The 25,415-nt window shown below is 53.0% G+C and carries 20 protein-coding genes; 7 read left to right on the forward strand and 13 right to left on the reverse strand.

All coding sequences use genetic code 11. From position 1 onward, the window contains the following. Positions 1–6 precede the first annotated feature (6 nt). Entirely contained in the window at positions 7–498 is a 492-nt protein-coding gene (locus CUN67_RS28890) for a GNAT family N-acetyltransferase (RefSeq protein WP_208718981.1), read from the forward strand. Positions 499–547: 49 nt separating this feature from the next. On the opposite strand, the gene aegA is transcribed toward CUN67_RS28890, so the two are convergent. Then, complete coding sequence (gene aegA, locus CUN67_RS28895; protein WP_208718983.1) at positions 548–2,527, reverse strand: formate-dependent uric acid utilization protein AegA; 1,980 nt, start codon at positions 2,525–2,527, stop codon at positions 548–550. A 120-nt stretch (positions 2,528–2,647) separates the two neighbouring features. Further along, positions 2,648–3,289, reverse strand: a complete 642-nt coding sequence (locus CUN67_RS28900) for an HD domain-containing protein (protein ID WP_208718985.1) — start codon at positions 3,287–3,289, stop codon at positions 2,648–2,650. Positions 3,290–3,404: 115 nt separating this feature from the next. Here CUN67_RS28900 and CUN67_RS28905 point away from each other — a divergent pair, with 115 nt between their 5' ends. Beyond that, the gene (locus CUN67_RS28905; protein WP_208718987.1) at positions 3,405–4,367 is read left to right on the forward strand and encodes a GlxA family transcriptional regulator; all 963 of its coding nucleotides are present in this window, start codon (positions 3,405–3,407) and stop codon (positions 4,365–4,367) included. Positions 4,368–4,369: 2 nt separating this feature from the next. On the opposite strand, the gene fhuB is transcribed toward CUN67_RS28905, so the two are convergent. From fhuB to CUN67_RS28920, 3 genes are read right to left on the reverse strand one after another with little or no spacing between them, the layout of a single operon-like run. Further along, positions 4,370–6,364: a Fe(3+)-hydroxamate ABC transporter permease FhuB gene (fhuB, locus tag CUN67_RS28910; protein WP_208718989.1), complete on the reverse strand. Its 1,995-nt coding sequence runs from the start codon at positions 6,362–6,364 to the stop codon at positions 4,370–4,372. Then, positions 6,361–7,320 carry an ABC transporter substrate-binding protein gene (locus tag CUN67_RS28915; protein WP_208718991.1) on the reverse strand — a complete coding sequence of 320 codons (960 nt, stop codon included), beginning with the start codon at positions 7,318–7,320 and terminating at the stop codon, positions 6,361–6,363. Before CUN67_RS28915 ends, fhuB begins: the two co-directional genes overlap by 4 nt. Further along, positions 7,314–9,488 (reverse strand): TonB-dependent siderophore receptor, encoded by a 2,175-nt coding sequence (locus CUN67_RS28920; RefSeq protein WP_208718994.1) that lies wholly within the window; start codon positions 9,486–9,488, stop codon positions 7,314–7,316. The genes CUN67_RS28915 and CUN67_RS28920 overlap by 7 nt, the downstream gene beginning before the upstream one ends. 179 nt (positions 9,489–9,667) lie before the next feature. Between CUN67_RS28920 and CUN67_RS28925 the strand changes: the two genes are divergently transcribed. Further along, on the forward strand, positions 9,668–10,450 hold the full coding sequence (locus CUN67_RS28925; protein ID WP_208718996.1) for an AraC family transcriptional regulator: 783 nt from the start codon (positions 9,668–9,670) through the stop codon (positions 10,448–10,450). A 41-nt stretch (positions 10,451–10,491) separates the two neighbouring features. Here CUN67_RS28925 and CUN67_RS28930 read toward each other — a convergent pair whose 3' ends face one another. Continuing rightward, positions 10,492–11,625 carry a porin gene (locus tag CUN67_RS28930; RefSeq protein ID WP_208718998.1) on the reverse strand — a complete coding sequence of 378 codons (1,134 nt, stop codon included), beginning with the start codon at positions 11,623–11,625 and terminating at the stop codon, positions 10,492–10,494. Positions 11,626–11,890: 265 nt separating this feature from the next. On the opposite strand from CUN67_RS28930, the gene CUN67_RS28935 reads away from it, so the two are divergent. Beyond that, positions 11,891–12,610, forward strand: a complete 720-nt coding sequence (locus tag CUN67_RS28935) for an SDR family NAD(P)-dependent oxidoreductase (RefSeq protein ID WP_208719000.1) — start codon at positions 11,891–11,893, stop codon at positions 12,608–12,610. A gap of 187 nt (positions 12,611–12,797) precedes the next feature. On the opposite strand, the gene CUN67_RS28940 is transcribed toward CUN67_RS28935, so the two are convergent. From CUN67_RS28940 to CUN67_RS28960, 5 genes are all read right to left on the reverse strand, one after another. Next, the gene (locus CUN67_RS28940; protein ID WP_208719002.1) at positions 12,798–15,947 is read right to left on the reverse strand and encodes an efflux RND transporter permease subunit; all 3,150 of its coding nucleotides are present in this window, start codon (positions 15,945–15,947) and stop codon (positions 12,798–12,800) included. After that, entirely contained in the window at positions 15,947–17,119 is a 1,173-nt protein-coding gene (locus tag CUN67_RS28945) for an efflux RND transporter periplasmic adaptor subunit (protein WP_208719004.1), read from the reverse strand. Before CUN67_RS28945 ends, CUN67_RS28940 begins: the two co-directional genes overlap by 1 nt. Positions 17,120–17,155: 36 nt before the next feature. Further along, a complete protein-coding gene (locus tag CUN67_RS28950) occupies positions 17,156–17,506 on the reverse strand; it encodes a helix-turn-helix domain-containing protein (RefSeq protein WP_208719006.1) in 351 nt (116 codons plus the stop codon). 150 nt (positions 17,507–17,656) lie between these two features. Further along, the gene (locus CUN67_RS28955; protein WP_208719008.1) at positions 17,657–17,911 is read right to left on the reverse strand and encodes a YdgH/BhsA/McbA-like domain containing protein; all 255 of its coding nucleotides are present in this window, start codon (positions 17,909–17,911) and stop codon (positions 17,657–17,659) included. A gap of 310 nt (positions 17,912–18,221) precedes the next feature. Next, the gene (locus CUN67_RS28960) at positions 18,222–19,277 is read right to left on the reverse strand and encodes an NAD(P)-dependent alcohol dehydrogenase (protein ID WP_208719010.1); all 1,056 of its coding nucleotides are present in this window, start codon (positions 19,275–19,277) and stop codon (positions 18,222–18,224) included. A gap of 206 nt (positions 19,278–19,483) precedes the next feature. Here CUN67_RS28960 and CUN67_RS28965 point away from each other — a divergent pair, with 206 nt between their 5' ends. Both CUN67_RS28965 and CUN67_RS28970 read left to right on the forward strand, forming a co-directional pair. Beyond that, positions 19,484–20,770, forward strand: coding sequence for an NTP/NDP exchange transporter (locus CUN67_RS28965; RefSeq protein WP_208719011.1), 1,287 nt, complete (start codon positions 19,484–19,486; stop codon positions 20,768–20,770). Then, positions 20,770–21,498: an NADPH-dependent F420 reductase gene (locus tag CUN67_RS28970; RefSeq protein WP_208719013.1), complete on the forward strand. Its 729-nt coding sequence runs from the start codon at positions 20,770–20,772 to the stop codon at positions 21,496–21,498. The genes CUN67_RS28965 and CUN67_RS28970 overlap by 1 nt, the downstream gene beginning before the upstream one ends. A 48-nt stretch (positions 21,499–21,546) precedes the next feature. Here CUN67_RS28970 and CUN67_RS28975 read toward each other — a convergent pair whose 3' ends face one another. Next, positions 21,547–22,377: an SDR family oxidoreductase gene (locus CUN67_RS28975; RefSeq protein ID WP_208719015.1), complete on the reverse strand. Its 831-nt coding sequence runs from the start codon at positions 22,375–22,377 to the stop codon at positions 21,547–21,549. Positions 22,378–22,745: 368 nt separating this feature from the next. Next, positions 22,746–24,263, reverse strand: coding sequence for an MFS transporter (locus tag CUN67_RS28980; RefSeq protein ID WP_254711453.1), 1,518 nt, complete (start codon positions 24,261–24,263; stop codon positions 22,746–22,748). 121 nt (positions 24,264–24,384) lie between these two features. Here CUN67_RS28980 and CUN67_RS28985 point away from each other — a divergent pair, with 121 nt between their 5' ends. After that, positions 24,385–25,284, forward strand: coding sequence for a LysR family transcriptional regulator (locus tag CUN67_RS28985; RefSeq protein ID WP_208719017.1), 900 nt, complete (start codon positions 24,385–24,387; stop codon positions 25,282–25,284). Positions 25,285–25,415: the final 131 nt, after the last annotated feature.

Genomic DNA, 25,415 nt, shown 5'->3' on the forward strand with positions numbered 1-25,415 from the left:
GGAGTTATGTCACGGTGGGAATTCCGCCAGGCCACGCTGGCCGACCTTGACCGTTGCCACGAAATCGAAGTTGCTGCGTATCCCGCAGATGAAGCTGCCACACGCGAAAAGATTGCCATCCGTATCCGTGATTACCCGGAGGGGTTTCGCTGTCTGGTCGCAGATGGCTCCCTGATCGGGTTTATCAATTGCGGTTGTGCCTGGGAGGTTGCAATGTCAGCAGAGGAGTTCAAACAGCTGATTGGCCACGATCCACTGGCCCCGAACGTGGTCATCATGTCAGTGGTGATTCATCCTGATTATCAGGGACAAGGCTGGTCGTCAGTGATGATGAAGGAGTTTGTTTCTCTGATGACTGCGATGGGGAAAAAAACCATCCACCTGATGTGCAAGCAGGGTTATCTCGGTCTGTATGAAAAAGCCGGATATCGCTTTACCCGCCTGTCTGCATCTAGGCATGGCGGAGAGGAATGGTACGAGATGATGATGGACCTCTGATCATCAGAGCCACCGCGAGGCAACAAGCCTCGCGGTGGCAAACAGGGTCTTAATGCTTATCCGGCGCTTTCACCCCCAGCCAGTCCATCATCCCTTGTGCTGCATGGCGGCCTTCCGCCATTGCCGTTACCACCAGATCGGCACCGCGCACCGCATCACCCCCGGCGAAGATTTGCGGATTGGTGGTCTGATAACGATAGGTGCTGTTCACGCTGGCGGCGATACGTCCCCGACCATCCAGACGCACGTTCTGGCCTGCCAGCCACGGCATGGCATGCGGATTGAAACCAAACGCCATAATCACGATGTCGGCAGGCATCACAAACTCGCTACCTTCAATTGGCACCGGCCGGCGGCGTCCTGTCGCATCCGGCTCACCGGGTTGTGTGCGCAGCAGACGAATGCCACAAACCTTGCCGCTGTCGTCCAGTTCCAGCTGTACGGGTTGCACGTTAAATTCAAACGCAGCGCCCTCATCATGGGCGTTTTTTACCTCTTTCCGTGAGCCAGGCATATTGGCCTCATCTCGGCGATAGGCGCAGGTGACTTTGCTGGCACCAAAGCGCAGAGCCGTGCGCACGCAGTCCATCGCGGTATCGCCACCTCCCAGCACCACGACATTCAGACCTGCGGTATTGATAAACGGCTGCTCTGCGCTTTCCGGCAGCCCCATCAGCTGTCGGGTATTGGCGATCAGAAAGGGCAGCGCATCACAGACTCCGGGCGCATCCTCGTTGGGCAGATCCGCCTTCATCGAACGATACGTACCGACACCGATAAACACCGCATCATAGTCATTCAGCAATGTCTCTAGCGTGACATCTTTGCCAATCTCGCAGTTCAGCGCAAAACGCACGCCCATCGCACTGAAGATCTCGCGACGCCGTGCCAGCAGCGATTTATCCAGCTTGAAGGAAGGGATGCCAAAGGTCAGTAAGCCGCCGATTTCCGGGTGGCGATCATAAACCGTTGCGCCGACGCCATGGCGTGCCAGCACATCGGCGCAGGCCAGCCCGGCAGGTCCGGCACCGATAATCGCAACACGCTTATCCACCGGTTGCACCGCGCTGAGATCGGGCCGCCAGCCCTGCGCCAGCGCCTGGTCTGAAATATAACGTTCGATATTGCCAATGGTCACGGAGCCGTATTCGTCGCGCACCGTGCAGGCACCTTCACATAGCCGATCCTGCGGGCAAACGCGGCCGGTGATCTCCGGCAGGCAGTTAGTCTGATGGGAAAGCTCTACGGCGGCGGCAATATTGCCTTCCTGCACCCGCGCTACCCATTGCGGAATGTGGTTATGCAGCGGGCAGGTCCATTCACAGATGCTGTGTTCACCGCAGGTCAGGCAGCGTTGCGCTTCGCGCAGCGCCTGGTCGGCACGAAAGGGCTGATAGATTTCGTCAAAACCCGTTTTGCGTGCGGCCAGCGGCAGTTTATCCGGTTCGCCACGCGGTGGGGTTTTGCGCATTTGCCGCACTTTATGATCGTCAGGCACCGGCGTTGCTGCTGCAACTTTATGCCACGGCTGCGCTTCCTGGCAGGCAGTGCGCAGGCGACGCGCTTTCACCAGCTCTGCCAGTGTCGCATCATTCACCAGGCGCAGCGCATCTGCCGGACAATTCTGGGCACAAGCCGGGCCTGCCGGACGATCAAGACAGAGATCGCATTTGTGGGCGCTGGCTTTCACCTGTCCCTGACCCTGCGGTGTCACCAGCACTTGCATGGTGCCGAAGGGACAGGCAATGGCACAGGATTTACAGCCAATGCACCTTTGCTGATCAACCTGAACCGAATCACCGATACGGCTGATGGCCCCCGTCGGGCAACTGCGGGCACAAGGTGCATCTTCACAGTGATGGCAGGTGATGGCACTGCGCTGCTGCTGATGTTTAATCACCGTAATGCGCGGATGAAACTGCTCAGGGCTTAACACATGCTGCTCATCGTTATGCGCCATGACGCAGGCGACCTCGCAGGCATGGCATCCTATGCATTGCTGGCTGTTCGCCACCATAAACCGGTTCATGACAACCTCCTTTTTAACGCCAAAGTCCTTTCTGTTTGTATGGTTATCAAATTTACCGGGTGTTGGTCACTCAGACAATGTTCATTTGCCCAAACTTACCGCAGCGATGTACGGGGACTCTCAACCCCGCCAGCGTGACTGACGGATCACGTTGCAGAAGTTCATCGGCGTAAATTGCGCATCTTTATCCTTTAATACATCCGCCTTAACATTGCCGAAGGTGGTTGCGGGCTTGTGTTTGATGCCATCGTAGAAGGCCTGGATAATCTCTTCCTTAAAATCAGCTGTGCGGGGATGCTGCGTGACCACGGCTTCCCGGTCGGAATCGCTGAAATTTTCATAGCCTATTCCCAGCACATCCATCTCTACACCTGCGGTAACAAGGGCGATTTCTGGTGCCATAAACTCGGGGATCCCCGGCGTGGTGTGCAGGGCGATGGCGGTCCACACTTTGTCGATATCTTCCTGTTTCACGCCGTAACTGTGCATAAATTCACGCGCTGCATTGGCTCCATCAACTTCAAAGCGCTTATCGCAGCTGCAATGTTCATGCGTCAGCCCGATGTCGTGGAACATACACCCCACATACAGCAATTCATGATCGACTTTGATGTCCCGTTGCCTGCCCGCCAGTGCTGCCCAGTAATACACCCGGCTGGAGTGGTTAAACAGCAGGTCCGATTCTGTGTCACGAATAAAGGCGGTGGTATCACGGGCCATTTGCGTATCGGGGATGCGGATCCCCTGAAGAGTGAAGCTCATGTTATTTCTCCGGTTGAATGTCTGTCGCTCATTCTAAAAGAGAAAGGGAATGTCTATAATGGTATTAATTGGGCAATATCGGACATACAGACATAAACCGTCATGAGGAAAGAGGATGCTGCATCACGTCGTAATCCTGGCAGTGCCTGGCGTGCAATTGCTCGATGTTGCCGGGCCGCTGGATGTTTTTGCGGAAGCCAATCGTATCCTGCGCCGTCAGGTGTATATAACCAGCGTCATGTCGCTGGCCGGGGGGAGTGTGCAGTCTTCTTCCGGCGTCAGGATTGCAACGGATAGCGCGCTGGCAACGTTTGCAGCGCCAGCAGGATTAACCTTTCTGGTGGCAGGTGCCCCCGATATTCACCATCAGGTATTGGATGAGGGACAGATAGCCGACATCACCCAGCTGTGTCGTCAGAGTCACCGTTTTGGCTCGGTTTGCACCGGTGCGCTGATGCTGGCGCAAACCGGGTTGCTGGATGCTCGGCAAGTCACCACGCACTGGTCGGTGGCGAAAGAGCTGGCACTGCGTTATCCCGCGACCCGGGTTGATGCCGATGCCCTCTATATCGCCGACGGCCCGGTGCGCACGGCGGCCGGGGTGACATCGGGCATGGATCTGGCGCTGCGTTTTGTTGAGGAGGATGTCGGGCGGGAAACGGCCCAGGATGTGGCGGCCAACCTGGTGATGTTTTTTCGTCGACCGGCAGGTCAGGGCCATTTTATCCGTAAACAGCAGACTTCACTCGGCGGACGTTCTGCGTTACAGGATTTACAGCGCTGGGCGTTGACCCATCTTGATGAAGTCAAAAATGCGGCGCATCTGGCGCAGCACCTCAATCTGAGTCCCCGCCATGTGAATCGCCTGTTTAATCAGGAGATGGGCCAGGGAACGGCAGAATGGCTGGAGGGAGCGAGGATTGCCCGCGCCCAGCAACTTCTCTGTACTGAGGTAGCGATGAAATCCATCGCTTCCTTGTGTGGCTACAGCAGCAGTGATGTGATGCGCAGAGCCTTTATCAAGGTGACCGGGCTGACACCCACGGTTTATCGGAAGATCTACGGTGCGAAAAAATAAGGTCAGGCCCCTCTGCGGCCCCGCAACATCATCATCACCAGATAGATCCCGCCAGCCAGGGACGCAATCGCCCCGGTGGCAATTTCCTTTGGAAACAGCATCCATCGACCAATCCAGTCAGCGGCCAGCATCAGCAACGCGCCAAAAGAGGCGGATGTGAGGAGAAAGGGCAGCGGTTTATCAGCACCCTGCATTCTGGCCATATGCGGCGCAACCAGACCGATAAACGATAAAGGCCCGACGATCATTGTCGCCATGGCCGTGGCTGACGCGCTGAGCAGCCATAACACCAGGCGGGCAAAGCGAATGTTGATGCCCAGCCCGTTAGCAACCTGAGCGCCCAACGGCAATATCACCAGCCAGCGTTGAATCAGCGGGAGGATGGCAACCAGCGCGATAGCCGAGAGGAGCACAATTTCAGCCTGATGCGGTCTGACGCTATAAGTGGAACCGATCAACAGACTAAACAACTGCATGACGCGCAGGTCACCACTCGCCATCACCACGGTAGATACCGCTTGCAGGATCAGCGTCAGTGATACGCCTGCCAGCAGCAGCGTCTCCGGGGCATAGTGGGAGCGGCGGCCGAGCAGCAGCAACAGCAGCAACACTGCGCCGCAACCCAGGGCACAGCCCATCACGATATTGCCCGTATTCGCTGGCGAGAGAAAAAGGGTGGCAGTGATCCCCAGCGCGCCACCGGCGGTGATCCCCAGCAGGTCCGGGCTGGCCATGGTGTTTCCTGACAGGTTCTGGATGATGCCACCGGCAATTGCCAGCAATACGCCGACGGAAATGGCGGCAGTAAGCTGTATCAGGCGCAGCGACACCCGTGGGGCGGAATGCCAGGGAAATTCAATTTGCCAGCCATGTAACCCCTTCCCCAGCACCAGGAAGACCAGGCTCAGCACCAGCAGGCACACCAGATTAAACGTCAGCAGCGCCCAGGGGGACTTTTTCTGCTCTGCGGGCACCGTCATGGCGGTGAGCGCACGGGTTTCGCGCGGCATCACAGACGTTTTAGCGCGTGACAGATAACCGAGTATCACAGGCGCGCCAAGCAAAGTCGTGACCGCACCCACCGGGATCATCAGCCCCCACAGCCCGGACAGGCGACGTGCCAGCTCATCGGCCAGACACAGCAGGACCATGCCAAGTACGGATGCCCACAACAGGCGATCGCGTAATCGACGGGCACCGGCAAGACGCGCCAGATGCGGTGCGCCGAGACCGACAAAACCGATGATGCCGACAGAGCTGACAATCAGCGCAGTGATCAGCAACACCGCACCCATTGTCGCCGTCAGCAGCCATGGGACAGAAATGCCGAGGTTCTTTGCCTGGACGTCTCCGGTGCCATAGATGCCCATTGGCCGGGCAAACAACAGGCAAAACCCAATACAGGGTAACAAGTGCAGGAACAGTTGCGTGGTACTGCGCCAGTCATACTGTGCCAGAGAGCCGCCGCCCCATAGCGCCATAAAACTTAATTGCCGGAAGTACAGAATCGCCAGTATGACCCCGATCGCGCTGCAACACAGGTTCAGTATCATTCCCGCCAGAATCAGGGAGACCCCCGAGGTACGCTGACGCAAAGCAATCAGCATGACTAAACACAACGCCAGCCCGCCTCCGGCAAAAGCAACCCATTCTCTTCCGGCGATGAAGAGGACCGGGAAGAACACCGTCACCAGCGACAGAACCAGATAAGCACCCGAGGCGATGCCCAGTGTCATGGGTTCCGCGAGCGGATTACGCAACATCTGCTGGCTTACCACGCCGGAAAAAGCCAGCCCGGCCCCGCAGATACCGGCCATCGCCAGGCGCGGCAGATCGTTATAAAGAAAAATAAGCCCCCCGATGCTCTCGGGCTGGGGGGTAACAAGGGCGGCGTACCATAACGATAACGGCAGATAGTGGGACACTCGGTGCCAGAAAAGCACAGCGGCCAGCGCGCAGACCATAAAAATGATGAAAATAGCGACAGGGCGTTTCATGAATTTACCCAGGAGCAGGGTGGCCCGGCAGGGTTACTGGTGGCCGAGGTAATGGCGCAGGCCAGCGCGTCAGTGAACGCGATCGCCGAAACAACACCGCCATTGGCCGGTGCGGGTGGAATGAACCGGTGGTGGCCGGGCTGCTGAAAAGGTAGCGCCTGCCATACCGGGTTGTGCTGCAACATCAGCCTGACGGTGATGGGTATAGGTGAAAAGGTGATCAGCAAAGCTTCAGGCTCCGCGTAAAGCGCATCATAGCCGGTGGTGGCGAAACCAGAGACGGAAGTGGGGGCATGGCAGGCGTTTGTCACCCCAAGCCTCGCAAGCAAATCACCGTACAGACTTCCGGCCCCTGCCAGGCGGACGAAGGCTTCATCAATAAACTGCACAATGAACACTTTTCGCTGTGCCGCCCCCGGCAGCATCGCGAGGCGTTCGCGCGCGGTGGCGAACAGATGCTGCGCCCTGAAAATCAACGTCTGTGCAATTGCCGCCCGGTTGAAAAAATGGCCCAGCGTCATTAATGCCGCACAGGCCTGATCAAAGGAATATCGTCCATAGGAATCGGCTTCACCCACGGTAAGAATGGGCGCGATGCGCTGCAACAGCGGGGCAATGACGGCATGAGCAGGTGTGATAATGATCAGATCCGGACGTAACAACGTCAGCAGCTCCAGATTGGGTTGATATATCAACCCAACGTCTGCCACCGCAGCAGGTAAGGTCACGGCGGGAAAAGTCTGGCGGAATCCATCGGGATTGGCCACCGCAACAGGGGTAATCCCTAACAGCAACATGGATTCTGTCAGCATCCAGTCGAGAACGACAATTCGCTGCCCGCTGGGTGGCCTGGCCGCGGCAGCACTTCCCTGTGCCAGGGTGAATTGCAGCCCGAGCAAGGCGGACAGCCGCAGAAAATCACGTCGGCTGACTGATGCGCATCCGGAACTTACCATTGGTATTTGATACCCACCAGCACCATGCGGCCCGCACCCCAGTAGCAATAAGACTGACCAATACAGCTGGCAATATAGTGCCGGTCAAACAGATTGCTGGCGTTGAGTGACGCCATCCATCCTTCCATTGAAGGACTGAGCTGACCCAAATCATAACGCAGTGCGGTGTCCACTAAGGTTGCAGAGGAGGTTTTGAAGGTGTTGTTAGTATCTCCGTAAGAACCCCCGATATAACGTACACCCGCCCCGAACTGCCAGCCCGCCAGTGCTCCGGAATATTCGGTGTAATCCGCCCACAGCGAGCCGGTATTATGCGGAATTCCCACCGGGGCTTTACCCTGTGCGGTGTTGCTTTTGGTATTGGTAATGTCGGTGTAGGTATAACTGCCTATCAACTGTAAGTGGTCGGTCAGGCTGGCGTGTGCCTCGGCTTCTACTCCCCGGGATCTGACTTCACCGGTCAATACGCTAAAACCTGAGTGTGCGGGATCGGTGGTCTGGACATCGGTTTTATTTATCTGGAACAGAGAAAGCGTGATGAAGCTGTTGCTGTGTTTCGGCTGGAACTTGATGCCAGCTTCATATTGTTCACCTTTCGACGGCGTAAACGCCTTGCCTTCATAGTCCGTGCCCAGCTGAGGCTGGAAGGACTGTGAGTAGCTGACGTAAGGGGCGATACCATTAGCAAACTGATAAACCGCGCCGGTACGCCAGGTAAACGCACGGGCCGACTGATATTGCGTCTCCTGCGTTTTAAAGGAATGCGTACTGTTGTTGGTCCAGTCTTCCCTCATGCCTAATAAAAATGACCAGTTACCGACATCAATCTGGTCCTGTCCGTAAGCGCCGAGCTGTTCCAGCGTCGCCTCTGTGGAGGTGGCGTACATGAAATTGGGGGTGGGGATCGTCTGCCCGTATTGCGGGTTACTGATGCTGAGCGACGGTGCGGCTGCACTGTAAAACCAGTGACTGAAGCGGATGTGCTGATAATCTACGCCAAACGTTGCCTTGTGAGACACTGCACCGGTGGTGAATGTCGCCAGTGCCTGATTATCGAGCGTATGTGCGTCAACATCGCCATAGTTGAGATAAGCGGTGCGATTCAGGGTTTTCCCATCAGCATTAAATCCGTCATTCCCGACATACTGTAATTTCTGGCTGTTGCGCAGGAAACGATAGCTTTGTTTCACTGACCAGACATCATTAAATCGGTGCGTTAACTCTTCGCCAATCGCGCCTTGCGTCTTGCGGAAGCTATCGAAGCTGGGATCGCCAGGGTTCAGGTGGCGTGGCACCTTGATGTTTCCGTTAATGGGGACAGAATTATAATATCCGGCGTCCGGGTCGGTCTGATAATTCCCGTACAGCGTGAAATGCGTGTCGTCGTTGATTTGCCAGGCGAGGCTGGGGGCGATGGAAAAGCGGCGTTCCTTAACAAAATCAGTCTGGCTGCTGGTATTAAAACCGTCCGCTGCGATGCGGTAGAGCACAGTCTGGTCATTATTCAGCGCGCCACCCACATCAACAAAGCCCTGAGCACGGCCATAACTGCCCGTTTGTACGCCGGCCTCATTCAGCTGATTTTTCTGCGGCAACTTGCTGACCATATTCACCACGCCGCCCGGCGATCCCTGGCCATAAAGGACGGAAGCGGGACCGTGTAATACTTCGATACGCTCAAACATATAGGGATCGAAGCTGGTCACGTTATAGCCGAAGCCACCGGACGGGCCGGGGGTATACAGGCCATTCCACAGTTCGTCGATTAAAAAACCTCTGGCATAGAGATATTCCAGGGAATCCGTATTTGCCCCGCGCTGTTCCGACGCGATACCGGAGGTATAACGCAGCGCCTGGGCAACACTCTGGACATTCTGAATCGACATCTGATCGCGTGTGACGACGGAGATGGCCTGGGGTGTTTTAATCAATGGCGTGTCAGTTTTCGTTCCGGCCGTGCTTTGATGAGCAACATAACCGTATACCGGTCCGTTACCGGTTTCTTTATAGTCCTGTGCAGTGACCTCCATGACGTTTTGATCCGCCTTGGGGGTTTGTTGCGGCGTAGCCTGAGCCACCACCGGAAGTAATAAAGTGATTAACAGTGGATATTTCCCTGATGCAGGTGAAATGACGCAGGTAGCCCCATAAATTTCCGAAGATTTCATTTCATCAATTCCGATTCAAATGAAGATGTCGTTATGTTTTTTGCGCATGCAAACAAGAATGAAAATCATTTTTATTTTCATATTGAATCATATCAGATGGGCTGCTAGGGTGTATTGCCAATAAGTTTTGCAAAACAGACATGTTTTGGCGGAATTTGCCGTCAATAAGCGGAGATAGTGTGGAAGAGACATGGCATTACTTTTCGCAGGGACAATATCAGCAGCAGTCTCGTCCGGTGATCGCCAATACCTATGAATACCGGAATGGAGATCGGCAGGCGTGGCATTCTCACGAGCAATTACAGTTTATTTTCACCACCCGTGGCGTACTCAGCGTGATCACCAGCCAGGGTTCCTGGACGCTGGGACCGAATCGCGGATTATTATTGTTACCCCGCACCGGTCATGAACTGTATGCATCCGGTGAAGCCCTGATGCACAGTATTTATATTGAACCCGATGTGTGGCGTCATGAAAGAAAAGAATGCTGTGTTTTGCTGGTTTCTTCCCTGCTGCGTGAACTGGTGCTGGAAATGGTGAAAGAGCGCCGACAGGAAACGTATATTCTCTCCGAAATGATTGTGCCGTTGTTACTCAGGGGTTTACACGAAGCACAGGAACTGCAGCAGGGTTGTTTGCCTCTGCCCGAAGATCGACGACTCCAGAAAATCTGCAAGGCGCTGATGCTGGCACCGTCAAATAATGAGTCGCTGGAAATATGGGGTGATCGCATCGGCACCAGCGACAGAACGCTGAGTCGGCTGTTTATCAAACAGACCGGTTATACCTTTGGCCAATGGCGGCAACAGTTACGGCTGGTGGAATCCATGACCCGGCTGGCGCAGGGGATGGCGGTTGCCACTATAGCGACGGAACTCGGCTATCGAAGTTCCAGCTCTTTCATCACCATGTTCAGAAAGGCGATGGGAGAAACACCGCAAAATTATTTCAAAAAGGGATGATCAGGGAAAATACGGGCGAGGAGATCCTCGCCCGGTAACAATCAGAACTGGTAAACCATGCCGACTGCCACAACATCACTGGTGCTGATGCCAGCAGATTGAGAGAACTCACTGCTATCCATCAGGTTGATCTGGTAGTCGACATACGCATTCATGTTTTTATTGAAGTTGTAGGTCGCACCGATATCAACAAATTTCACCAGATCCTGGTTGCCATAGGTATTGCCATCAGCGGAGGCACCCAGATGTTTGGCGCGAGTCTGGTTATAACCAATGAACGGCACTAAGCCAAAGTCAAAGGTATAGCCAGCATAGGCTTCAAACAGATCGGATTGGTTCGCGTAACCATAGGCGCTGTCGTCTGAAGACGCAGAACCAAAGCGAGAAGCGTTATAAGCGCGTGCATACATCACGGCCAGATAAACATTATTGGCATCGTATTTAATCGCCGCAGTATAGGCTTCGGCTTTTGAACCATGGCCCATGATGCCGCTTGTCAGGCTATTCTGCTCATTGGTACGGTCGCCGCTCATAAATGCGCCAGCAACGCTGAAGCCTGCACCGATGTCATAGGCCGCTGACATACCGAAGGTATCGCCGTTCTGGCGCAGCACATCACGCACACCCGGCTCACCGCCGCCATCATTTTTGCCCTGATACTGCAGAGCAAAATGCAGGCCATCAACCAGGCCAAAGAAATTATCGTTACGGTAAGTCGCCAGACCATTACCACGATGGAACAGGAACTGGTCAGAGTTATAGGTCAGGCCATCAAACTCAGGCTGCATATCGGTATAACTGAAGGCGTCATACATGATGCCGGAATTACGACCGTAATCGAACGAGCCATAGTTACCGTATTTAAGACCGGCATAACCAATACGGGTATACATCTGATTAGACTGGTTTTCCGTCTGATTCAGATTCCATTGTGCCTGCCATTGGCCGTAGCCGGTGAGCTGGTCGTTAATCTGCGTTTCGCCACGGAACCCGAAACGCATATAGGACTGGTCACCATTTACGCTTTTATCATTACTGATATAGTTCTCACCAACCACCATGCCGTTGATGTCTAATTTGTTACCATCTTTGTTATATACTTCAGCAGAATGTGCTGCGCTTGCAACAATAAACCCTGCGATAGCTAAAGAAAGCTTTCTAATAGGCGTTTTCATTTTATTCCTCGTATAAACCACTGCTTGTTTTTGTATGAGCGCGGGAAAAGTTCCCCGGCGATAAATTTTCTAACATTGAAAGCATTTTTAGTAAATCTGCTAATACAAATAAGGCACAATCGGGTAAATGATAAAATTAATACTGAGAAATGCCTAAAAGAGCACAATTTCATAAATAGCCAGCCTGTTAACTTATGGTATTTGATAACGCAGGCTTACAAAACGCTATTCAAAACTTTACAAAAGTTAAATATAGAAAAAACTTATGAACTGGATCGTAACCGGTGTTGAAGCCGGAACTGGAAAAGAGGTTGCCAGGCAGTTGCTCCGTAAAGGGCATCATGTTACGGCTATTGTCAAAAATTATTTAAATGTTACAGACTTAACCTCTTTATACCCTGATAGTTTCACTGCTGAGGAAATGAGCAGCTACGAAAATTCGAATATAATCAGTTGCCTAAAGGTTGTTTTCGGACGCGAATCTGAAGTGGATGGGGTGATATTATGTGATGCTCATAATTTGATTCAGGCCACCGAAGAGATGACTTCTCTGGATGTTAATTATGCACTTATTTCAGGAATCAATGAGCCAATCCTGTTGGTTCGTGCATTAATCCCATTTTTCAGAAAACGAAAAAAGGGACAAATCATTTTGATTTCAGCACCAAATGATAAAAAAGTGCCGGGTGGTGTTGCGATTAGTTATGCGATCAAAAAAGGATTAAGGGCATTTGTTGAGTCAATAACGGATGAAATTTCCGCTTATGGTATCAGGACTCAGGTTATTAACGTCAGATCTGATGATGAATTATCCAGTTTTGAACTTATTCGTCCGACGAATACAATACCTTTGAGTGACAATTGCAAGCCGGACGCCCTTATGAGTAAAACATTGGCTGATGATGATGCACATAGATTACTCACTCAGAAAATTAGCGATGGAATTAAAAAGAAATATATGGCTGAAAGATGTTCATTGCGCTGATGCTGTGCCGGTAATGGAATAAAATAAAGTCTATTCCCCGTCAGTCGTTGGTTAACCCTCCACTCCGTCAGATATCTCACTTTCCTTGCTTGTTGTATCCATCCTAACCCATCGCTCACCCTGGGGATAAAAAAAACCAGCCGGTAAAAACCGGCTGGTTTGATGACGTTAGCGGGTGAGAGACTGGCTAGTGGGCGATGTTTTCTTCTTCATCATCGTCCTCATCATGTGCCTTACCACCAAAGCGGTTACGTACCACGACAAAGAACACCGGTACGAAGTAAATCGCCAGCAGCGTTGCCGCCACCATGCCACCGATCACCCCGGTACCGACGGCGTTCTGCGCGCCGGAACCGGCACCGGAACTGAGCGCCAGTGGCAGGACACCGAGGATAAACGCCAGCGATGTCATCAGGATCGGACGCAGACGCATACGGGCGGCCTCAAGGGTGGCTTCCACCACGCCTTTACCTTCTATCTCGATCTGGTCTTTGGCGAATTCCACAATCAGGATGGCGTTCTTCGCTGACAGGCCAATGGTCGTCAGCAGGCCAACCACAAAGTAGACGTCGTTATTCAGGCCACGCAGCATGGTGGCAACCAGCGCACCAAATACGCCGAGCGGCACCACCAGCATCACCGAGAACGGGATCGACCAGCTTTCATACAGTGCAGCCAGACACAGGAACACCACGATCAGCGAGATAGCATACAGGGCTGGTGCCTGCTGGCCGCTCATCCGTTCCTGGTACGACATCCCGGTCCAGTCATAGCCAATGCCGGGTGGCAGTTGCTTCGCCAGCTGTTCCATCAGCGCCATCGCTTCACCGGAGCTTTTACCCGGTGACGGCTGGCCGAGAATTTCCAGCGACGACAGGCCGTTGTAGCGTTCCAGACGCGGTGAACCGAACACCCATTCCGCGCTGGCGAAGCTGGCGAAAGGCACCATTTTGCCGTTGCTGGCGCGGACGTACCAGTTGTTGAGATCATTCGGCATCATGCGGTAAGGCGCGTCACTCATCACGTAAACGCGCTTCACCCTGCCCTGGTCAATGAAGTCATTGACATAGCTGCCGCCCCAGGCGCTGCTCAGGGTGGTGTTGATGTCGGTGAGATCCACGCCCAGTGCCGTGGCCTTTTCCTGATCGATATTGACCTTATACTGCGGGCTGTCTTCCATGCCGTTCGGACGCACCGCCGTCAGAACGTCGGGATGCTGACGTGCCAGTTCCAGCAGCGTATTACGCGCGGCTGTCAGCTGCTCATGGCCGAGGCCGCCCTGATCGATCAGCTCAAAGTCGAAGCCGGTGGCGTTACCCAGCGCAATGATCGGCGGCAGGTTAAAGGCCACCACGTTACCGTCCATGATTTTACTGAACGATTTCATCGCACGGCTGACGATGCCATCGACCGAGTTCGCGTTACCGTCACGTTCTGACCAGTCTTTCAGGCCGACAAAGGTGATGCCCACGTTCTGGCCGCGTCCGGCAAAGCCGAAGCCGTTGATCGACAGCACGTTCTCAACGTTCTTTTTCTCATTGGTCAGATAGTAATTGCTCACCTGGTCCAGCACCGCCTGGGTGCGTTCCTGGGTTGCGCCAGCCGGCAGAATCGCCTGGGTGGCCAGCACGCCCTGGTCTTCCGACGGCAGGAACGAGGTGGGCAGACGCATAAACAGCACCGCCATACCCGCCACCAGCACGCCGTAAATCAGCAGATAGCGACCGCTGCGATTCAGCATGCGTGCGACGGAATGGGTGTAGTGATGGGCGCTCTGATCGAACTTGCGGTTAAACCAGCCGAACAGGCCACGATGCTGGCCGTGGGTGCCCGGTTTAACCGGTTTAAGGATGGTGACACACAAGGCTGGCGTCAGGATCAGCGCCACCAGCACCGACAACGCCATTGCCGACACGATGGTAATGGAGAACTGACGATAAATTACGCCGGTACTGCCACCGAAGAAGGCCATCGGCACAAACACCGCCGACAGCACCAGTGCGATACCGACCAGCGCCCCCTGGATCTGTCCCATCGATTTTCGCGTAGCGGCTTTGGGTTTCAGCCCTTCTTCGGCCATCACACGTTCGACGTTCTCCACCACCACGATGGCATCATCCACCAATAGCCCTATCGCCAGCACCATGCCGAACATGGTCAGGGTGTTGATCGAGTAACCAAAGGCGCTAAGGATGCCAAAGGTGCCGAGCAGCACCACCGGTACCGCGATGGTTGGGATCAGCGTGGCGCGGAAGCTCTGCAGGAACATGTACATCACCAGGAACACCAGCACGATGGCTTCAAACAGCGTTTTCACCACCTCGTGAATCGAGATGCTGATAAACGGTGTGGTGTCATAGGGATAAACCACCTTCAGGCCCGGCGGGAAAAAAGGCTTCAGATCATTGATTCTGGCGCGGATGGCATTGGCAGTATCCAGCGCGTTAGCGCCCGCAGCCAGCTGAATGCCGAGTGCGGAAGCCGGTTTGCCGTTAATTTTCACCACAAAGTTGTAGTTCTCACCACCACGCTGGATGCGCGCCACGTCATGCAGGCGTACCTGCGAACCATCGCTGTTCACCTTGAGCAGAATGTTGCCGAACTGTTCCGGTGAGGTGAGGCGCGTCTGAGCAATGATCGAGGCGTTAAGCTGCTGCCCCTTCACCGGTGGTGCACCGCCGATCTGGCCAGCGGCGATCTGCGCATTCTGGGATCGGATCATGCTCATCACATCGACCGGCGTCAGCTGGTAGTTATCCAGCTTGTTGGGGTCGAGCCAGATGCGCATCGCGTACTGGGAACCGAACAGGGTGGTGTCGCCGACACCGTTGATACGGCTGAGGGGGTCCTGCAGATGGGAGGCCACATAGTCCGCGATATCTTCCATGCTCATGCGGCCGGATTCATCGACGAAGCCCGGCACCAGGAAGAACACGCTGGAGGATTTACGCACCGAGATGCCCTGCTGCTGAACTTCCTGTGGCAGACGCGGGGTGGCGAGCTGCAGCTTGTTTTGCACCTGCACCTGGGCGATATCCGGGTCCGTGCCGTTCTCAAACGACAGCGTCAGCTGAAGCGTGCCGGAGGAGTCGCTGTTGGAAGACATGTACATCAGGCCGTCCAGGCCGCTCATGTTCTGTTCGATCACCTGCGCCACGGTATTCTGCAGCGTGGTCGCGTCAGCGCCGGGATAGGTGGCGCGGATCTGCACCGAGGTGGGGGCGACATCAGGGTACTGCGCCACCGGTAGTTTGAGGATCGAAATCCCCCCGGCCAGCATGACGATAATCGCCAGCACCCAGGCAAAAATGGGCCGGTCAATAAAGAATCTGGACATCAGTCAGCGGTTCCTGTGGACGAAGAGGAGGAAGCGTTTGCAGTAACAGGTTTAACGGTCATGCCTGGCTGAGCACGCTGGATACCGGACACAATCACGCGCTCCCCGGCCTGCAGGCCGCCATTCACACGCCATTTATCGCCTTCGGCCTGCGAGACGCTGATGGTGCGGACTTCCACTTTGTTATCACTGCCGACCACCAGCGTGGTGGCGTCACCGCGCGGAGTACGCGTAACGGCCTGCTGCGGGATCAGCAATGCCTGCGGATCGGTGCCTTCATCCAGACGTGCGCGGACGAACATGCCGGGCAACAGGGCATGATCCGGGTTAGGCACAATGGCGCGCAGGGTGATAGAGCCGGTGGTCTGATCGACCGTGACATCAGAAAATGCCAGCGTACCGGTGCGGGGGTAGACGGCACCGTTGCCGAGGATCACGCTGACGACCGCTTTGCCCGCGTTCTGACGCAGTTTGCCGGAGGCCAGTTCCTGTTGCAGACGCAGGAAATCCTCGCTCGACTGCGTCACGTCGACGTACATCGGATCAAGCTGCTGAACCGTTGCCAGTGCATCGGTTTGTGCATTCTGCACCAGCGCACCTTCGGTTACTGACGAGCGCCCGATACGTCCGCTGATCGGCGAGGTGATGGTGCTCCACGCCAGATTGATGCGGGCGGTTTCCTGTGCGGCACTGGCGGCTTCCACCGCCGCGCGCGTCTGGGCAGCGGTCGCTTCAGCCTGATCATAATCCTGACGGCTGATGTAATGGGTTCCGCTCAGTGAGCGGTAGCGGTTGAGCGTGACCTGAGCGATACGTGCATTGGCTTCGGCCTGCGATACCGCGGCTTTGGCATTATCAAAGCTGGCACGAAACGGGGCGGGATCGATTTGATACAGCGTCTGGCCCGCCACCACATCGCTGCCTTCGGTAAAGGCGCGCTTTAAAATGATGCCCGACACCTGCGGACGGACTTCAGCCACGCGGAAGGCGGACGTTCTCCCCGGTAATTCAGTCGACACCGCTAAAGACTGGGTATGGAGTGTGAGGACCTGGACTTCTGGCGCTTCCTGCGCCTGAGCGTTTTTCCCTGAGGAGTTATCACATCCTGTTAAACTTAAAATGGTGAAAGCGCATAGCAAAGCCAGAGGCTTAAGTGCCACGTTATTGGGCATTGTTATAGTCTCCCGGAAACCGGCAATGACGTTGAATTAAACCTGGAAATTAAAATTATGTGTTTTCATGCGGCGATACGTCGCAGGGGGCACATTATATTTCCGGGCGAAAGAGCGGGTGAAAGACTGCTGAGAGTCGTAACCATACTTAACGGAAATTTCGATGACGGCTTCATTGCTATCAATAAGATCATGTGCGGCAAGCTCCAGTTTCTTGTCACGAATATAATTCCCAAGGCTGATATTCATGATGCGATGGAACATGCGCTGAAGATGCCACTTTGAATAACCAGAACGTTGTGCAACATCCTCAATTTTGAGTGGGCTGCGAATGTTTTCATCTATCCATGTTAACAACTCACAGATAATGGTTTCATGTCGGTCCATTCTTACACCTGTACAATCGAATAATGATGAGAGATGAAGAAAGACGAAATAAAAACAAGCATTTATACAGCGGAACACACAAAACTATGCGCAGAAACGGTAAGGACTTCTGGAAGTGGGCTTGCCAATGTCTATTTCGTCTTCGCGGGGTTATTTATAAATCTCAGCCACGCCATACAATTTGTTGACTCCACCTGCTGAAATAACTTTCATCGCGGTTGCCCCTTTGGCCTGGGCCTTGTCGGACAACATGTTGGTTAATCCATCCAGCGAATAAGCACCTTCGGCAGAAACCACACCAAATTTCTGTTTGCCGGAAATATCGCTGGAAATTTCAGCAGCGAGAGCGCTGGTGACGGTAAATAAGCTCGCAAGAGCAATGACAGAGACCGTTAAAATCTTCATTGGAACCTCGATTCAAATCCGTTAATAAAGGGAAAGCCTGACGACAAGGTAATAGTATCATTGCGAGATACATTTAATTAGAGGGGATTACCGATAAGCGTTATGAGTCTTACTCATTAATTTTGACCCGAATCGTTAACAATTCGCAAAGGTACCGTTTACTATTTGACCGGCATCACACAAATTGCGTGTAATCGGATAAGACATGTGAGTATTTCACATATATCTTAATCCAGGTGAACAGGAAAGGGGTACCACCGGGAAAAGTATTGCGGGGAGGCGACAGAACACTTCCCCGGTATGATCGCGACTACGCTTTCAGCGAGGCAATATCGATGACGAAACGATATTTCACATCGCTTTTCAGCATGCGCTTCCATGCATCATTGATGTCCTGCATGTTGATCATTTCAACATCGGAAGTGATGCCATGCTCACCGCAGAAATCCATCATTTCCTGGGTTTCAGCAATGCCACCGATCACGGAACCCGCGACAGATTTACGGCCCAGCACCAGCGGCGCGCTGTTCAGCACCGGGTCCAGATCACCGAGATAACCGACCAGCACCAGCGTACCGTTCAGCGCCAGGGTCGGGATATACGGCTTCAGGTCATGGACGTAGGGAACGGTGTCGATAATCAGATCGAACTGGTTATAGACCGCTTTCATCTGTGCTTCGTCGGTGGAAATGACGATATGTTCGGCGCCGAGGCGACGGGCGTCGTCCGATTTATTCGGCGAGCGACTGAACAAGGTGACATCCGCGCCGAGCGCTTTAGCCAGCTTCAGCGCCATATGGCCGAGACCGCCAAGACCCACAACCGCAACTTTGCTGCCCTGACCGACATTCCAGTGACGCAGCGGAGACCAGGTGGTGATACCGGCACACAACAGCGGGGCGGCGCTTTTTAAGTCGAGGCCATCTGGCACTTTGACCACGAATTTCTCGGTGACGACGATTTTGTCAGAGTAGCCGCCATAGGTCGGCATCTGGTCATGGCGATCAACGTCGTTGTAGGTGAGGGTGTTACCCTCTTCGCAATACTGCTCCAGACCCTGCTCACACGCGCTGCAATGCTGACAGGAATCCACCATGCAACCGACGCCCACATGATCGCCAACGCTGAATTTGGTAACGGCTTTGCCAACGTGAGTGACACGGCCAATAATTTCGTGTCCCGGTACCATCGGATACTGTGCACCGCCCCAGTCGTTGTAGGCGTTGTGGATATCGGAGTGGCATACACCGCTGTAAAGGATCTCGATCACCACATCATTGTCACGCGGATCGCGACGCACGAAATGATGCGGGACTAAATCTTCTTTGGCGGCAAAGGCTGCATAGCCTTTTACATTTAAGGTCATTCTGAGTCTCCTGGGATAAAACCCTGCGGTAAAGAACCATAAGGTAAATAGCAGATTAAGCCAGATAAAATCACCTATATGGGGATGAATAGCCTTATGAACAGCGCTCATCACTAATGACGCAAAATGCTAATCCGCAATTAATTATTTTCTGCACTGTCTTTTATTATGATTTTCCTCTGGAATTCTGTATTCGGATGCTATTTATGAATGCTGACAGAATAAATAAACTATTAAATATCAGAGCTAATGAATGGAAAGTACTGGCCTGGGCGATGTTGTATGTTTTCTCGCTTTTCCTGGCGTATTATCTGTTACGCCCGGTTCGTGATGAATTGGGGGTGGCAGGAGGCGTTAATAATCTTCCCTGGCTGTTCAGCGGCACCCTGGTTGCCATGTTAATACTTACGCCAGTATTTTCATTTTTAGTTAAAAGATTTTCCCGCATCACGGTCATTAAATTGAGTTATCATTTTTTTGCCGCGCATCTGGTGGTGTTTTTTATCCTGCTATTGCCAGCGTTCAGTGAATACCGTATCTGGACGGGCAGAGTTTTCTTTATCTGGGTATCGGTGTTTAACCTGTTTGTCGTCTCAATTTTCTGGTCGCTGATTGTTGATATTTTCAACCCGGAGCAGGGATTAAGATTATTTGGCATCCTGTCCGCCGGGGCGACTTTGGGGGCGATGGTCGGGTCGCTGGTGACGCTGATGTTAGTGGAAATCATCGATCAGCGTGGTTTGGTTCTGCTGGCATTTCTGATGCTGGAGCTAAGCCTGCTGTCAGCGCATCATGCTGTCAGGCACGCTGAAAGTATTAAAGAAGAAAACGGCGAAATTCAGCGTGCTGAACGTCCGCTGGGTGGTTCTGTGTTTGCGGGCATCACCCACACCCTGCGTTCACCTTATCTGTCAGGGATTGCTGTTTTTATGATTCTTTACAGCCTGACGTCAACCTTCCTTTATCTTGAACAAGCCAGAATAGCCGCCAGTGCTTTCTCAGATCGCGCCGCCCGCACTCAGTTTTTTGCCACCATCGATCTGTGGGTCAATATATTTACCCTTATCGCTCAGCTGCTGTTAACCTCAAGAACCCTGAAAAGATTAGGTATCTCGCTTACCCTGGCCATTTTACCGCTGGTGACGCTGGCTGGTTTTTCATTATTACTGGCGTTTCCCTCGCTGATTATTTTTGTTGTTTTCCAGGTGGTGCGCAGAATCAGCAACTTTTCATTCGCCCGTCCCAGCAGAGAAATTCTCTTTACCCGGGTGAATAAAGAGGAACGCTACAAGTCGAAAAACTTTATCGATACGGTGGTCTATCGACTGGGTGACCAACTGGGAAGCTGGAGTTATGCCGGGTTATTAAATTTTTCAGGCAGTGCCGGTTTGCTGGCTTATATCGCTATCCCCCTTTCACTCATCTGGCTGGCCCTCTCGTTGTGGCTGGGCAGCAAATCTCCTTTCATTCCCCTCAAATCAGGAGGTGACTAATGTCTTTTTCCAGACGTCAACTTATCAAATTAGCCGCAATTTCCGGAGCCATGGGATTAGCCGGCGGCACCCTGCAAATCGCCCGGGCTGAAGGCTCCGGCACGGGACAGGTACTGAAAATGGGTGTCATCGGTGCCGGTTGGCTGGGAGGCACGGTGGCGAAATTGTGGGTCAAAGCCGGGCACCAGGTGATGTTTTCCACCCGCCACCTTGATGAACTGCGCCGTGAGATCGCCCCGCTGGGTCCGAATGCCCGTGCCGGTACGCCAGCGGAGGCGGCAGCATTCGGTGACATCCTGCTGTTTGCCGTGCCCTGGGATGCACTGCCGCAACTGGGTCAGCAGCTTGCGCCATTGATGAAAGGGAAGATTGTGATTGATGCCTGCAATCCGTCTGGCGGGAAAAATAGCGAGGATGGGGTCGCGGAGAGCAGCCAGAAATTATTACCCGGCACGCGCTATGTCCGCGCTTTCAGCGCCGTCGATGCCACGGCAATTGAGGCGTCTGCCAGCGCCAGTCAGAGCAATAAACTGGGGGTGCCCATCGCCAGTGATGATGCAGCAGCATTAACCATCGTAGCGAAGCTGGTGGAAGATGTTGGTTCTGTCCCGGTGATCACCGGCAATCTGGCGTCGGCGAGAAGCTTCCAGCGCGGTGGGCCGGGTTTCCGCGCCAACACCAACGCCGCGGCGTTACGTCACATTCTCGGCTTACCCGCATCCAGCTAATCACGGGGTTATCGCGCAGCAGGTTACCTGACGCGCGATAACTCATTATCAGTTCGGTTTTAACTCACCGTATTTTACCGATGCGGTGACCCCGCCATCGATTAACACATCGCTGCCGCTCATATAAGCGCCGTTTGGGCCAAACATAAATTCGGCCAGCGCGCCGATTTCGTCCGGTGTACCGCCGCGTCCTGCCGGGGATTTCTCTAACATATTACGGTAGTAATCGCCACGTTCCGGGCTATTCAGCTCGTCGTAAGCCAGCGGGGTAAAAATGATGCCAGCGCTAATGCAATTAATGCGCGCACCCCGTTTCCCCCATTTCACGGCTTCGGACATCACCCGCAACGCATTGCCGCGTTTCGCGATCTGATAGGCATACAGGCTGTCATCAATCGCTTTAATCCAGGGAAGTTCCAGTAATTCTTCAGGAGGAAGCGTGGCCAGTTGATCGGCGGTGGCCTGTGAAATCGCGTCACAATCGAGGCGATGGCTGGACTGCGATCCCAGCACCACGCACGAACCCCCTGGCGCAATCACGTTGCCAAACTCTTCAAATACCACGGCGCTGCCGTACAAATCGACATGCAGCAGATCCTGCGCTTTCGCCTGTGATGGCGATAATCCCGCCGTCAATATCACACCTTTGACCTCACCCAACGCCGTTGATGCCGCGACTAATTGCTGGATTGACTCTCGCGACCGGACATCGACCTGGGTGGACTCCACCGCAAATCCCGCTCTTTTTAAGATGTCTTCAACAGCTTTGGCATTATCCAGATGGATATCCGCCAGCAGAATTTTTTTACCCACGCTGACACGGCGCGCGATAGCCTGGGCGATGGAACCACTGCCGATAACGACAATAACTTCAGCCATAACTTACCTCATATTGAATGTGCAATGCTGATGGGGGTTGCTGCATTTTTCAGCGCTTCGCTGATCACATGACGGCCAACGAAACCCGATGTACCCATGATAAGAACCAGATTCATGAAGGTTCTTCTCTTATTTATTAAGAGTCATGTGATTAACCTGGGTTAAACATTAGCTCTTAAATATGGAGTGGAGTTAATTAAAGACCAGGCGTCAATTACTAATAAATAATATTGATTATTGTGGGTGAGGTTAATATAGCGGTTTATGAGCAGGATGACTTTACGTGCAATCAGCAAGACTCTATGAGTCTTACTCATGAATGCGAGGGCGACATTCATGAGTGGCTGGTTGCGTTAATTGAGAAAACGTTATTTTTTCTCTGCCCGTCCCATCACGGTTAATACCAAAAGTAATGACAACGCAATCAATACCGCTCCGGCGGTAAATGCGTTTCCGGTCTGATGTATTAGTAAGGGAACCTCAGCCAGATTCTCTCCACCCGTCTCCGCAGCGGCCACTAACACGCTCAGACCCAATGCCCCACCGATTTGATGAGCAACATTCACGATACCGGACGCCGCACCCGCATCTTTTGGGGCGACGTTATTAATACCCGACGTTGTCAGCGGTCCCATTGCGCCGCCAATACCGATACCAAGGAAGAGGGTGGGTAGTAACAGGCCGCTGATAAAGGTCGAGGACGCATCCAGGCGGCTGAGCATTAACATGCCTGTCAGGGCGAAGAGTAAACTCACAATTAATATGCGACGGCTCCCCAGGCGTTGCACCAGTTTTGGTACATTCAGTGCGACAACAAAATTGGTCATCATGGCGGGTAAGAAAGCCAGTCCGGCTTGGATAGGGGAGTAATGCAAAACGCCCTGCATAAATTGCGTGCTGTAGAAAAAAAAGCCCATCGCGGCCCCAATATAAAGCAGGCGTGCGGCATACGCACCCGAACGCTCAGCACTGTTGAACAGGTGCAGTGGCATTATCGGCTCATGCATTTTTCGCTCAATCAGGATGAACAAAAGAAGTAATAAGCCGCCAACCAGAAAAGAAAGCTGCGTGACTAAAGAACCCCACCCCAGGGTGCCGGAACAGACGGTGCCATACACCATGCCCGTCATACCCAGAGACGATAAGATGGCGCCGGGGATATCAGGCTTGCCACTTTGTTTATCGGTTTCATCGATATAGCGTGAGGCGGCAATAATCAGGACGATGCCAATCGGGACATTAACCATAAACCCGGCTCTCCACGATACCAGTTCGGCTAAGACTCCCCCGATAACCAGCCCCACGCTGGCGGATAACCCACCGGCCGCTGCATAGAGTGAAATGGCGCGGGTGCGGGCCGGACCGGCTGGAAAAGTGATTTGCAGAATGGCTAAAGTTGATGGCGCAAGTATTGCCGCGCCAACCCCCTGGACTGCGCGAGCGATAACCAGAAATTCAGCATCAGGTGCCAGGCTAATCGCCAGAGAAGCCAGAGTAAAAATGCTTAGCCCGATATTCAGCATTTTTTTGCGGCCAAAGAGATCGCCAGCTTTTGCGCTGAGCAACAGCAAACCGCCAAAGGTCAGGGCATAAGCGCTGGAAACCCAGGACAGACCTGCAAGACTGAATGAAAGCTCCTGATGGATTTTGGGTAGTCCGGTTATTACTACGGAGTTATCTATGACTATCATCATATAACTGATGAGGATGAGGCTTAAAATTATCGTGGGGTGCTTTTCATGATGGCGAACAGGCGTTTGCTGAGCGGGCATTATTAATTCTCGTTTCCGAATCTCTTGGGGATTGAGAAAATTATACGGATTTACCCCGCAGAAATTAGTCCGATAATTATGCATTCCCTTATAACCTGGATTCATAAATGGCATTGTGGCTTTTTATTAATCATTGCCCATGAACGCTTATGAATCGCCTTCATAACCCCTATGAATCCATTCACCCAATGAAGATGTCATCATAGCTTTATCTACACTCCAGTGATTTAAAAACATGTTTAAAGATGATTTGGCCGATCTCAGTGTGTTTGCTTTGATTGCCGATGAACAAAATTTCTCCAAAGCGGCGATCAAACTGGGTCTGTCGCAATCAGCATTAAGTTACACCCTCAACAGATTAGAAGGGCGTTTAGGGGTTAAACTGCTCAACCGGACCACCCGAAGCGTCTCACCGACACAGGCAGGGGAAAAGCTGCTTGGTACCTTAAGACCGGCATTAAATGCGATTGCCGATGAACTGATTTCGCTGGATCAGCTACGTGAACGACCTTCAGGGTTAATCAGAATCACGGCACCCAAATACCCGACGGAAAAGTATGTGCTGCCCGTGGTGAGCGCTATGCTGCAAAACCACCCTGAAGTTTCGTTTGAAATTGATATCAATGCCTCCCTGAAAAACATCATTGATGAGCGGTTCGATGCGGGGATTGCCTTACGCGAGCAGGTTGAAAAGGATATGGTGGCGATTCCGTTAGGCGGTGCGCTGCGCATGGCCATTGTGGCGACGCCTGATTACTTTATTGACAAGAAAATACCCCGTGAGCCAGGCGAATTAAACGATCACCGGTGCCTGGCCTATCGCCGCGACTCAACCGGACGCATTTATGGTTGGGAGTTTGAAAAGCAGGATACTAAATATAAACACCGGATTGACGGGAATTTCACCGTTAACGATATCGACATTATGCTTAAGGCGGTGGGATCAGGAAAGTGGATCTGTTGCCTTCCTGAGCATTATGTTCTCGAAGCAATTAAGGCAGGAAAGTATGTTCAGGTTCTTGAAGACTGGTGCCCATATTTTTCGGGTTATACGCTCTACTATTCCGGACGAAAAGAATTAACTCTCGGGTTCAGACTGTTTATTGACATGATGAAAGAAGCCTGCCAGAGCTAAGCGACTATTTTGATAAAGGTCCCTGTGTTGATTTCAGCACAGGAGTCTTATGAGGTTAAGGGCAATACTAATCATTGCCTTCATTATTGAGTTTTTTCATCGTTCTTATGAACTGCTCTGTAAAATAACAA

The sequence above is a fragment of the Pantoea cypripedii genome (assembly GCF_011395035.1).
Lineage (GTDB): Bacteria > Pseudomonadota > Gammaproteobacteria > Enterobacterales > Enterobacteriaceae > Pantoea > Pantoea cypripedii_A.